This window comes from Peptoniphilus sp. HCN-40583 (genome assembly GCF_037892835.1).
Lineage (GTDB): Bacteria > Bacillota > Clostridia > Tissierellales > Peptoniphilaceae > Aedoeadaptatus > Aedoeadaptatus rachelemmaiella.
In genome coordinates this window covers 1-12245 of record NZ_JBBKBU010000012.1, presented here as the reverse complement: position 1 = coordinate 12245, position 12245 = coordinate 1, and the positions used below count along the sequence as shown (strand labels likewise).

Genomic DNA, 12245 nt, shown 5'->3' with positions numbered 1-12245 from the left:
GTTCGATAAAGTTGAAAGGAATACAATGAAACGATTTAACTCAGTGGCGGCATTTTTACTCATCGTCGCCATCCTATTCACGCCGGGGGCGGCCTTTGCCGCCAATGCGCCGGCCATCAACGCCCCGGGGGCCATCGTCATGGACTACGACACGGGGCAGGTGCTCTACGAAAAAAATGCGGACACGCCCCGCTCCGCCGCCTCCATGACTAAAATCATGACCGCTTACATCATTCTCGATGCCCTGCGCACAGGCGAAGCCACTTGGGACACGGTGATCCCCATATCCGTCAATGCCCGCACCCAGTCTCCCTGGGACAAGACCGACTTCGCCGAAACAGAGCGGCTCGGCGATCTCTTTGAGCCCTTTCTGGTTCGCAGCAACAATCAAATGGGTATCGCCATAGCGGAATACTTCGGCGGCGGAAGCGAAGCCCAATTCGCCGAGCGGATGAACGAAAAGGCGAGGCTACTGGGCATCGACGCCTACTACACCGAGGCCAACGGCCTTGCGCCCAACCGCGTCACACCAAGGGCACAAGCCCTTTTGACCCGCGCCATCATCAGCGACTACCCGGAAATTCTAAACACCACCTCGAAACATCAGACCAAGTATAAAAACGAAATCTATCGATCCACCAATCAATTTTATCGAAAATTTCGCCACTTTAAGGGAATCAACGGCTTTAAAACAGGCACGGCATCCTATTCCGGCCAATGCCTTTCGGTGACTTACACGAACAAAGGCCGCCACCTAATTTCCGTGGTCATGGGATCTCGGGGACAGGATCAACGCTACCACGACACCATGGCCCTCTTAAACTACGCCATGAGCTGCTACGCTACCTCACCTTGGGCGAAAGACGTGCCGAGCCGGGCAAACCACGAGGGCATCAACACCGCTGCCTTCCGCGGCCTAAAGAGCTTTCAAGGGCGCGAGGCCATGAACCGCGGCGAGTTTACCCTCTTAATGGACCTCGCCCTTCGTCTGCCCATGACGGAAGCGGACGGAGGCTTTAGCGACGTGCCTGCCGATGCCTACTACGCTAAAGCCGTGGCGGCGGCGAGACATGCCGGGCTCATCGACGGCTACGAAGACGGCCGCTTCCGCCCGGAACGCTTAATCAGCCGGGAAGAAATGGCGAAAATCCTTTTCGTCGCCATGAAATACGACGATGCATCGCATAACCTGCCCTTTAAAGATGCCAATGCCATCGGCCCCGTCTTCCGACCGGCGGTGGCGAGCTTGACGGCGCGAGGGATTCTGCACGGCAAGGGCGACAATCTCTTCGATCCAAAAGGCACGGCGAGCAGAGAAGAAGCCACCCAAATGATGCTGAATTTAAAAAATCAATTAAATTAAACGGACAATCAGAAAAAAGAAATGAGAAAAGCCTCTGCAGGCGTGGAAAACAACTGCAGAGGTTTTTTCTTTATTTTGAAAGAATCATCAGAAAGCCGCGCGGAAGAAATAATTTAAATGAGCTAGAACATAAGAATAAAAAGGCAGCAGAAAGCAAAAATAAAGGAAAAGAGAAGAAATATAAAAACAACAGTTGATAATTAATATCAGCGTGATATAATTTCGAATTAGAAGATCACTTTGCTCATGACAACTTTGGATTAGGTCTGCTATGGAAAAATACATAGATTTGATGCGGACAAAGGGGCCATGGAATTTATAATGAAGGAGAAAATATGAAACAAAAAGAGCAACGACCTCGTTACGGAATGCGAAAATTGTCTGTCGGTTTCGTCTCATGCCTTTTAGGCTTTACCTTAATTGCAGGATTTTTACCGGGGTTCTCCTATGCCGCCTCCGGCTCCGGAACGAATGGGGCAATGGATGCGAATCAAAAGCCGGCGCTTGTCGGGAACCAAAGTATAAGTCGCCTTGAACGCGATCAAGCGAAAGAGAAAAATTCCAAAGCGGACAAGACCAATGTGGAATTTGCCGAAAGGGTTAGACAGGCCAAGGCCGAACTTCAAAAGTACATGAAAACTGTGGAAGAGAAGGTTCTTGACAGCGATTCCATTGAATTTCAACCGGGCGTGAAAGATGAAGTCAAGGGCGCCGTTGAAAAAGCGAAGGCTTTATTAGTCAAAGAAAATATTACGGAAGAGGAATTGACATTTATTGAAAGTGTCCCTTATAAAAAGGTTAATGGAAAGAAATCCGGCCTCTTCAGGGATTATACGAAAAAAGCCCTGGTCAATTATAAGGTGCTGGGGAAGCGAGATCAGCTCAACCCCCACAATAATAAAAAGTATGTGGCATTAAAGGACAATAAGATTGAAATTCAGTCGAATCTTGCAGGGGCCGGAAAGATCGGCGAGAATGAAGAAGCTTTCTTTAAGCTGAATTATGTGACACAGAAGGATTTTGAAGAAGGGAAACCTACGGCAGTAAGCAGTCCCTCGACGAGGGTGGATACAAGCACGTCGGCGACGCCGAAATATAAGAAGCAGGAAGTGCCTCGGGATGATTACACGGTAAAACAAGTAGCCGGCGGCTATGAAATCGAAATCACGAAGCTACCCGAAAATGCCAAATATATTAAGCCCATTGTCTATGTAAAATTTGCAAATGACACGTATTTTGAAAACGGAGATATGGTTGCAGTGACGGCTGCGGAAAATCCGGGAACGCCGAGTACGCCTGTGGAGCCGAAAGTAAAGCATCAGGCATTTATTTTCGGCTACGGCGATAACAGCTTCCGCCCGGAAGGAAAGATCAGTCGCGCCGAGGCGGCATCCATGATCGCCGCTCTGGCCGGTTTGGATACGAGTAACAAGGCCAAACCCGGTTTCAAGGACACGGACAGCAGCTGGTACAATGAAGTGATCAACGCCATGGTGAAAAATGATTTAATGTTGGCGGATCAAAACGGAAACTTCCGTCCCAACGAGCCCATCACGCGAGCTGAATTTGCTCGGGCATTGGCCGGCATCGACAAAAAGACGGATCGCATCGCGCCTTTCGCCGATGTAAAGGGTCATCCCTTTGAAGCGGCCATTAATCAAGCCTTCGGCAACGGCCGAATTATCGGCTACCCCGACGGGACCTTTAAACCCGACGGCGCCATTACCAGAGCTGAAGCCGTCACGATTTTGAATCGTTACGACGGCAGGAATATGAGCAAGCAAGATCTGATGAAGATTAAGGCGAAATTCAATGCCTTTAAGGACGTCAGTGAAAAGCACTGGGCTTATGAACAAATTCTCATGGCGGCAAACAACTATCAAGCCATGCTTGATGCATTGGCCGCGACCAAGTAAAACATTCCGGAACGTATCTTGTCTTTTGAAAAAGGACGCAGTTTTCGCTGCGTCCCTTTTCTTTTAACTTCTTCCGGAATCCTGTGCGTGTAGGCGATAGATTTCTTTTCGGGGGGGTGAATCACATGGCTCATGCGCAGGGCATCGTCGATGTCGTGGGTATTGAGGATGGTTGTGAGGGCGTACTTATCTTTAATGGCCAAATACCAAACTTGCATGGACGCTTTTGTAATGGCATCTAAGCGGGAGAAAAGCTCGTCTAAAAGCACCAGGTGCTTAGTGAAAAGATTCCTAGAGGAAATAGCCATTAAATGGTTCCGATCTGATATGGAGAAGGAATTGATTTCCTGGTGGGGAATAGAAAATCCAAATTATTTGATAATAGTTATTGCAAAATGGTTTTTAGAATGGTATATTGAATACAAAAGAAAACGATTTTTTGTAATTTTAGCAAGGAGGTAGGAAAATGAAGCGAATACTGACGATCGGTCTATCTGCGCTGCTTTTGTTCTCAGGCCTTGCCTATGCAAAAGGTTCCCCCACGCTACCCGGCGGAAACACCGGCGATCTTACCCTCGAGAACGGGGCCGTTCTGTGGCCCGAGGTTTCCGAAGCGGAAAGAAAAGAGATGGAAGAAAAAGAATATGAACTGATGCAGCAGGTTCGAAAGGGAAATACCGGCGACCTTACCTTAGAGGACGGAGCTGTCTTATGGCCAAAGATGCATGAAGGGGAAAGATTAGAGAAGGAAAGAAAAGAAAAAGAGATTGCGGATCAAGTGAAAGATCCCCGTTATCAAGCAGCCTTAAAAGCCAGTGAAAAAGCGGAAGAAGAATATAATAAGACCGGCAAAGTTTCATCAACGGATGAAATAAAGTCGAGGCCTTTCTCTGAAGAGCGAGGGAGCTTTGAAGTCGACAAGATCTATCAAAATGTCAGAAATGTGCCGGTGAGAAGGCAAGAAACTACGTATTACGGTGGTGTGGCTACGGTGAAGCAATTGGACGATTATTTTAACGGAGAAAGGTACACGCAAAAACAAATCGCCGGCTTTTTAGGTACTACTAGCCAAGGAACTGATTTTTCCCGCGTGAAACAATTTTTGCGGGATTATGTGAAGTCCGGCTATGTTTTATCGAGCATCGGCAGTTTCGATAACTGGCATCGAATCGTCGTGAACTCCATTGATAACAACAGGCCCGCCGTCTTGGATATTAACACCCGCGATATCGACTCATTCGCATACAACACGACAGGCCATATTTTAAATGTAAGCGGTTATCGATTTGGCTCGGTACCGAACGAAGTCCGTGTGACGGATCCCCATTATAGATTCTACGGCACAAAATTCTATCCTGCCTACGATTTGTATCAGGCAAATCAAAAGCATTTTAGACAACAAATCATTCATTAAAGAAGGGGAGCGATCCCCTTTTTTTAATCCGGAGGAACGGACTGCGCGATAAGAGAGGAGAAGGCCGTGAAGAAGCTGACTATCGTGTGCATATTGCTTTGCTTGCTTGCCTGCGGGAGAAAAGAGGCCGTGCCTCAGGGGGACTCGGGAGCAAACAAAGGATTGGAAAATTTGGCTCGGGAGACGAAGGTGCTTTCCGACATTTTAAAAGAGCCGGAGACGATGGAGTTTACCGTCCTTTCCGCGGACGATATCAAAGGCAATTTTTCGAAAAAAGAAATCTCGAAGGACTCGGTTTTCGGATTCGATCCGAAAGAGGAAATTTTATATCAAGACATAAGCGATCCCACGAAGGAAGTTTTTAAAAGCATCCGAATCACCGATCTCAAGACCGGCGAGGGTCACGATGTGGAATTGGAGCGTGCTTATAAATACATGGACGCCGAAAAAGTGGTGGATGGGACGTTTTATTTTATCGGATCCAATACGGATGCCGGCGTAGATTACGTGGAGGTTCATCCCGACGGAAGTGTGAAGCAGGTGGCTCTTTCGGATTTCGACCGAATTGCCGCCTTTGCCGAAAAAGAGGGCTTTTATGTCAGTTTGGAAAAAACGCTGGGTAAAAATAAATTGAAAAACGCCATGTATTTTATGAAATACGGCGGAGAGAAGGCAGATGAAATTGTAAATACGGCCTTTGCTTTGGGAAAAGACGAAGGGGTGAAAGAAGGGCATCTGTTTACGAATTTCTACGGCATGGGAAACACCGTGGGATTTCAGGAGTTGGACGATTATTCGGAAAATGTCACCGAAGCCAAGGGCTCCTATTTGCTGGACAGAGAGAAAAATACGCTCTACGAGATCCCCTTTATTACGAGGCTTTCAAGGTATTTGGCGGGAGATCCCGAGCTCATCGTCAATTTGAACGCGCCGAATCCCGAGGGAGATCCGGAAAAAGATCGCTGCACCCTCTACAAAAAAGAGGGCGACGAGTATCGGCCCTATATCCTGCCAGGCTACGACTATTCGAATTTTCTTCGCGAAACGAGAATTTTAGATGACGGTCGCCTCTTTATTCACGGGGATGTGAGCCTCGATTTCGTGGACCTTTCCGAGATGAGGGCAACGAAAATTTCTACAAGACAAGAAAATCTGCGCTCGTTCTTTTTCAGTAACGACGGCATCTTGTCTTTCGTGGAAGAAGAAGGAGACAAGAACTATTTGTATTGGGGAAGAGTGGCGAAGTAGCATCGGCCCTTTAAAAAGAGAACACAGAAAAAAGGCTCTTTCTCATCCTTTCGGTGGGAAAGAGCCTTTCTTATGCATTGATTGTGCTTTCAGAAGTTTTTCTAAGCCATAATGGCTTCCTGAATGGCCTTCTTCGCGTCCAAATAATCGCGGGAAAGTTCAAATTCCTTGCGGTCCCCTTCCGGCACCTCGTAGGTGTAGGCGATGGATTTCTTTTTCGGGGACAGGACGTGAATCACATCGCTCATGCGCAGGGCTTCGTCGATGTCGTGGGTAATGAGGATGGTGGTGAGGGCGTACTTGTCTTTAATGGCCAGGTACCAATCCTGCATGGACGCCTTCGTAATGGCATCTAAGCGGGAGAAGGGCTCGTCTAAGAGCACGAGATCCTTTGAAAAGAGAAAGGTCCTTAAAAAGGCCGCCCGCTGGGCCATGCCGCCGCTCAATGCGCTGGGGTAGCTGTACTGGGTGCCTTCCAGGCCGAATTCCTTAAAGTAGCCGTCGGCTGCGGCCCGAGCTTCTTCTTTGCTCTTGCCCGCCAACCGCAGGGGAAGGGACACATTGTCGATAATTTTCAAGTGGCGAAGGAGGAGGTCCTTTTGCAGCATGTAGGCCACGTGACCGGGCTTGCCGGTAACATCTTGGCCTAAGAGATGCACCGTGCCCGCATCGGGAACGTCAAGCCCCGCCAGAATATTAAAGAGGGTGGTTTTTCCGCTGCCGCTTTGGCCCAAAAGGGACACGACTTTTCCGCGATCCACGGAAAGATTCACCTCGTCCAGCACGAGCATGTCGCCGAAGCGGCGGCAAATGCCTTCGCCCTTTAAGAGAGGCTTATTGGGGGAGGTAGTCATTGCTGAAACCGAAATCTTTCGGGATTTCCCGATCGATTAATTTGTTTTTCCAAAGCCAGCCGTAGAAAGCGTTCCAACGATTGCTGTCGATGATGCCGAATTGTTTCGCATCGGCGATGTATTGTTTTGAAAGGTAGGCTTGGCTTTCGTCGACCATTTTCTTATCCAATTCCGGAGAGGCCTTCACTAAAATTTCGGCGGCTTCTTCCGGATGTTCGGCGGCGTATTCGTAGCCTTTGGAAATGGCGGCCAGGGCTTTTTTCGCCGTGTCCGGATCATTTTTTAAGAAGTCGTTGTTGGCGATTAAAATGGGGCTGTAGTAGTCAAACTCCGGGTGGGATTCGATAAAGGGAATGTAGTTGGTTTCCAGGCCCGCCGTTTTGGCTTTGATGCCGTCCCAACCGTAGTAGACCCATACGGCGTCGACATTGCTGTTTAATGCGGCGACGATGTCGGTAACATTGGAGGGGAGAAGGTTGACCTTGGAGAAATCGCCGCCGTCGTCTTCCACCATGGTTTTAATCATGGCAAGTTCGATGGGCATGTTCCAGGTGGCGTAGGTATGGCCGGTGAGCTTGCCCATTGAGTCGATGCCTTTATCTTTCGCACTCAAAAGGCCGGAGGTGTTGTGTTGCACCAAGGCTGCCACGGCGGTGACGGGAAGGGGTTCTTCCTTTGCCCAAGATGCGGCGATGGTATCTTGGAAGGAGACGCCGAATTCGCCGCCGCCATTGGCGACGAGGCCTTCCGCGCCGCCTTCCGGCGGTTGCATGATTTCGAGATCGATGCCGGCTTCATCGAAGTAGCCTTTTTCCTTGGCCACGTAAATCCCCGTGTGGTTCGTGTTCGGGGTCCAGTCCAAGACCAGGCGTACTTTTTTCTTATCGCCGTCGGCTTGTTTACCGGCACCGCCGGCGCAGCCTGCCAGCATAAAGACGGCCAAAAGGACGGGTAGAAGGCGTTTCATATAACGATTCATAGTATGCTCCTATCGGTTCAATTGTTTCCAAGGCATGGCTTCTCTTTGAAAGAGATTCACCAGGCCCATAAGGATTAAGCTTAAAAACGAGATCAAAAAGATCACGGCAAACATGCGGTCGTAACTGTAGGCATTTTTTACGCGGGTCATGTAGACGCCGAGGCCTTGGAAGCCGCCGAGCCATTCGGCGATGACCGCCCCAACGACGGAGTAGGAGGCGGAAATTTTCAAGGCGGAGAAAAAGCCGTCCAGGGCATTGGGAAGCTTGACGTAAGAAAAGATTTCCCGCTTGTCCGCGCCCATGGCGCGCAAGAGGCGCATTTCGTCGCGATCTGCGGAGGCAAAGCCTTCGTAGAGATTGACGGCCATGGGAAAGAAGGTAACGATAACGATGAGGACCACTTTCGGCGTCATGCCGTAGCCCATCCAGAGAACCAAAAGGGGCGCGATGGCCACGGTGGGCACCGTTTGTGTGAGGACCAGAAGAGGATAGAGGGCATCCTTCAAAAAGGCCGAGCGATCCATTAAAAAGGCGCAGAGAAAGCCCGAGACGATGCCGAAGAAAAGGCCCATGGCGGCCTCAAGCAACGTGACTTTCGAATGAACGACCAACAGAGGGAAGTCCTGCACGAAGGCCTTGATGACCTGTACGGGCGAGGGGAGCAGGTAGGCGGGCAAAAGGCCTGAGGTGCTCAAGAGCTGCCACAGGACGAGCAGGGCGACGATGAGGATGCTCCCTCTGAAAAGTTTACTGATATTTGTCGATTTTTTCATCGATAGATAAAATGGATTCTTTGCCGTGATTTAATTTAACGTAGCACATGACGGATTCGGCGCCTTCTTCCAGCACCTTGGCTTCGCATTTTCGGAGCAGGTCGATAATCTCGTCCATGGAATCGCCTTCAACGGTGGTTTCAAAGGGGGCCACCACGTAATTTAAACCGCTTTCGTCGATGACGGCGATGACCTCGTCGACGATGCGTACCACTTCTTCTATGCCGCCCTTTACCGTCGGCAAAACTTGAATAGCCATACTCGCTTTCATTTATTTTCTCCTTTCAATAAAAAAAGCCGATGCACAAAAGGCGCATCGGCTCGATCCTTTTACAGCATTACCTGTACAAGTTCAATGGGTTGAGTAGTTCTCTCTCAGCTATGAGCACCCCTTTACACATAGAGTATACCCGATTATGAGAGATTATAAAAGTTATTTTAGGAAAGTGGCGTTATAAATTGCCTGGATGGATTTATCCGCCTCTTCTTCCAAGACGCCGACGATAATATTCATCTCGCTGGCCCCTTGAATAATCACGCGAATATTCACATTGGCCCCGGCCAAGGCGCCGAAAATATGGGCGCTGGTACCGACGCGGTTTTTCATGTTGCGACCGACGATGGTAATCAGTGCGATGTTGTGGTCCACGGAAATGCGATCGGCATTGGTGAAGGTTTGGAGCTCGGCGAGGAGCTGATCCGTTTTATTTTTCAAATATTTGCTGGCGATGACCAGGGAGATGGAGTCGATGGAAGAGGGCATGTGCTCCAAATAAATGTCGTTGGCTTCCAAAACGGAAAGGACTTTTCTGTGGAAGGCCAGATCCCGATTCATGCGGAATTTTTCGATATTGATGACGTCGAAGCCCTTTCGGCAGGCGATCCCCGTAATGTTTTCGCCTTCCGCATCGTCGGGCACGTGGGCCACGATGTAGGAGCCGTCTTCATCTTTGGCATTGGTGTTTCGAATCACCACGGGAATGTTCTTTTCGATAACGGGGAACATGGCCTCGTCGTGCATGACCTTGGCGCCGCTGTAGGAAAGCTCGCGAAGCTCTTCGTAGGTGATCTTTTTGATCTTTTGCGGTTGGGGCACGATGGAAGGATCCACGGCGAGAAGGCCGGAGACATCGGTCCAGTTTTCATAGAGATCGGCGCCAACGCCCCGGGCCACGATGGCGCCGGAAAGGTCGCTGCCGCCGCGGCTGAAGGTAATGATTTTACCGGAAGGCGTGGAGCCGTAGAAGCCGGGGATTACGGCACAGGCGTGGGCTTCTTTCATTTCTTCCAAGGCGCGGTAGCTGGCCGCTTCGTCCCACTGGCCGTTTTCGTCGAATCGAATCACTGCAGCGGCGTCGACGAAATCATAGCCCAAGTAGGCGGCCAAAATTTTTCCGTTTAAGTATTCGCCCCTGGAAAGGACGTAGGATTTACTTACCTTGCCGGAGGTAATGGTGGCTAAAATATGGTCCAGCTCCGCCTTTAAATCGAATTCGATGCCGATGCCGTCTAAAATTTCGCGGTAGCGGGCTTCGATCATGCTCATAACTTCGTTGGACGAAAGTTTATGCACGGCCATGTTGTAGAGAAGAATCAAAAGATCCGTCACCTTTTGATCGCCGCTTCGGGCCTTTCCCGGCGCCGAAGGGATGACGTACAGGCGGTTTTCATCGCTTTCAATAATATCTTTAACTTTTTTAAATTGTTCACTATTGGCGAGGGATGAACCGCCGAATTTACATACGATGGGCATAATATCCTCCTTTAGGTAATCTTATCCTATTGTAAGATTTTTTCTCCTTCGAAACAAGTACTTTTCCATGAAAAAGCGGTAATAGACGGCAGAAAAAAAGAACCGCCGAAGCGGTTCTTCTTATACAAATGTGGATGTGAGGAAGATGGCGATGATCCAGAAAAGTTTGGAGATCAGGTCGATGCTTACGAAGATAATGCCGTACCAGGCGAGAAAATCCCGACTGTTTTCTTTCGGCAATATGGAATGGGCCGAAGCATAGGCCAAAAACATCACCCACACATAGAGTAGAATGCTCAAGAGGAAATGGGGCGTTACCGATCCCAAGACCGTGCGTCCCATGGCCGAGGAGGCCGGCAGGACGAAAAAGATAATAGTCGAGGGGATCAAGTACAAGATCCAGTGGAAAAGATTATCCACGGTGCGGGCCCGCAGGTTATCTTCCGTGCAGCTGTTCGTGCGGGCCACATTGTTTGCGAAGAAAAAGCGGAACAGATCGATGAGCGCTTTTAAGAGGGCAAAGACAATGGCCAAAATGCCGATGCCTCTGAAGGCAAAGACAATGGGCACGGTGCTCAAGATAAATCCGATGCCCAAGAGACCGTAGACTCCCTGTTTGCCCTTTGCCAGGACCCGTTCCCGGGCGGGGGCGAGTTTATCGTAGGCTTTTAAGACGTAAACATTGTCGGAAAGTTCGCTGACGTGGTGATGGTGTTTCACTTCCGCGGAATGCTTCGCCTTATCCACGTCGGATTTTTCTTTGCTCAAGCCGGCAAAGAAGGAAGCGAAGGGATTTTCTTTCTTCTCGCCTGCGGCAGCTTCTTTTTTCGCCGCTTTTTGGGCCTTCGCCGCCGCCTTGGCTTCTTTTTTCGCCTGTTTGCGGGCGGCTTTGTCTAAAGCAACGTCCGATTTCTCCGCGGCGGGTTCCTTTTCTACAGGGCCCGAAACAGAAGCTTTGGTATCGCCGAATGCATCGGCGGGCTGGATCTTCTCATCCGCCAGTTTATCGACCGTATCGAATGCATCGGCGGGCTGGATCTTCTCATCCGCCGGTTTATCGGCCTTACCGAAGGCGTCGGCAGGTTTGATGGTTTCTTTGCGCGCTTCTTTTTCTTGAGGGGCGGTTTCGTCGGAATCTTTATTTTTCGAGAAGAAGGAGGAAAGAATGCCTTTCGAGGTAATTTTTTTCTCTTCTTCCTTTTCTTGTGCATCTAAAATGGCGTTGACCTTTTTATTCAAAGAGGACACGTCGCCGGTTTGAGCGAAGGATTCCTGATCCATGGCATCCATGTCTTGAGACACCCGCAGGCGATCGGCTTCGGAATCGTCCAGCACCTTTTGATCCCGCTCCAGGCGATCGGCCATTTCGCCGAAGACGGAGTAGGGATTGTCTTCCTCGTCGATAAAGCTGTTCCAAATGGCGGAAAAGCTCTTCTTTTTCTTTTTCTCATCCTGTTTTTTGGCCGGCGCATCGGCGGCTTTTATTTCATCGGCCGCGGCGAGGGGCGCGGAAGCTGTCTTTTTGTCCGGGGCATCCGCTTTTTTCTTCGTTTTTTCTTTTTTCGGCTTCGGGCGCGCACCGGAGAGGGTTTCGTGTTTTTGGATACTCATGCCCACGTGAGTATCCACTTTATTTAAGTAATTTTTTAAGGCTTCACCGTCTTCCGGATCGGAGGAGTAGGCGACCTTCGTGTCGCCGCCGGAAGCGGGATGATCTAAACCGGTTGTCGGCGAGGCGCTTTTGAAATTTTCCTCAAAGAGTTTTCGCGCTTCTTCCTGATTGGCACCGCATACGTGACAAAATTTCGCGCCTTTGACCAGTTCTTCGCCACATTGAAAACAATACAATAGATCGTCCTCCTTCTTCATCTGTTTTACCAAATTATAACATAGATTCGGAAGATTACAGAATGAAGTCACAAAAATGAAGTCATAAAAAAAACT

The 12245-nt window shown here is 49.5% G+C and carries 11 protein-coding genes; 4 read left to right on the top strand and 7 right to left on the bottom strand.

Features of this window, described 5'->3' with window-relative positions:
* Positions 1-25 precede the first annotated feature (25 nt).
* Both WKT05_RS05030 and WKT05_RS05025 read left to right on the top strand, forming a co-directional pair.
* Entirely contained in the window at positions 26-1363 is a 1338-nt protein-coding gene (locus WKT05_RS05030) for an S-layer homology domain-containing protein (protein ID WP_340413173.1), read from the top strand.
* A 335-nt stretch (positions 1364-1698) separates the two neighbouring features.
* On the top strand, positions 1699-3279 hold the full coding sequence (locus WKT05_RS05025) for an S-layer homology domain-containing protein (RefSeq protein ID WP_340413172.1): 1581 nt from the start codon (positions 1699-1701) through the stop codon (positions 3277-3279).
* Here the strand turns inward: WKT05_RS05025 and WKT05_RS05020 are convergent.
* Entirely contained in the window at positions 3243-3587 is a 345-nt protein-coding gene (locus WKT05_RS05020; RefSeq protein WP_340413171.1) for a hypothetical protein, read from the bottom strand. The two genes, WKT05_RS05025 and WKT05_RS05020, sit on opposite strands and share 37 nt — an antisense overlap.
* A 158-nt stretch (positions 3588-3745) precedes the next feature.
* Between WKT05_RS05020 and WKT05_RS05015 the strand changes: the two genes are divergently transcribed.
* Positions 3746-4693, top strand: a complete 948-nt coding sequence (locus WKT05_RS05015) for a C39 family peptidase (protein WP_340413170.1) — start codon at positions 3746-3748, stop codon at positions 4691-4693.
* Positions 4694-4759: 66 nt separating this feature from the next.
* Positions 4760-5941, top strand: coding sequence for a hypothetical protein (locus WKT05_RS05010; protein WP_340413169.1), 1182 nt, complete (start codon positions 4760-4762; stop codon positions 5939-5941).
* A 101-nt stretch (positions 5942-6042) separates the two neighbouring features.
* On the opposite strand, the gene WKT05_RS05005 is transcribed toward WKT05_RS05010, so the two are convergent.
* The 6 genes from WKT05_RS05005 to WKT05_RS04980 all read right to left on the bottom strand — a co-directional run bounded on the left by WKT05_RS05005 (position 6043) and on the right by WKT05_RS04980 (position 12149).
* The gene (locus WKT05_RS05005; RefSeq protein ID WP_340413167.1) at positions 6043-6795 is read right to left on the bottom strand and encodes an ABC transporter ATP-binding protein; all 753 of its coding nucleotides are present in this window, start codon (positions 6793-6795) and stop codon (positions 6043-6045) included.
* Entirely contained in the window at positions 6776-7774 is a 999-nt protein-coding gene (locus WKT05_RS05000; protein ID WP_340413166.1) for an ABC transporter substrate-binding protein, read from the bottom strand. The genes WKT05_RS05005 and WKT05_RS05000 overlap by 20 nt, the downstream gene beginning before the upstream one ends.
* Before the next feature lie 9 nt (positions 7775-7783).
* On the bottom strand, positions 7784-8548 hold the full coding sequence (locus WKT05_RS04995) for an ABC transporter permease (RefSeq protein ID WP_215508980.1): 765 nt from the start codon (positions 8546-8548) through the stop codon (positions 7784-7786).
* Positions 8523-8819, bottom strand: a complete 297-nt coding sequence (locus WKT05_RS04990; RefSeq protein ID WP_215508981.1) for a thiamine-binding protein — start codon at positions 8817-8819, stop codon at positions 8523-8525. Before WKT05_RS04990 ends, WKT05_RS04995 begins: the two co-directional genes overlap by 26 nt.
* Before the next feature lie 162 nt (positions 8820-8981).
* On the bottom strand, positions 8982-10301 hold the full coding sequence (locus tag WKT05_RS04985) for an aspartate kinase (protein WP_340413165.1): 1320 nt from the start codon (positions 10299-10301) through the stop codon (positions 8982-8984).
* 120 nt (positions 10302-10421) lie between these two features.
* Positions 10422-12149: a hypothetical protein gene (locus WKT05_RS04980; protein ID WP_340413164.1), complete on the bottom strand. Its 1728-nt coding sequence runs from the start codon at positions 12147-12149 to the stop codon at positions 10422-10424.
* Positions 12150-12245 lie beyond the last annotated feature (96 nt).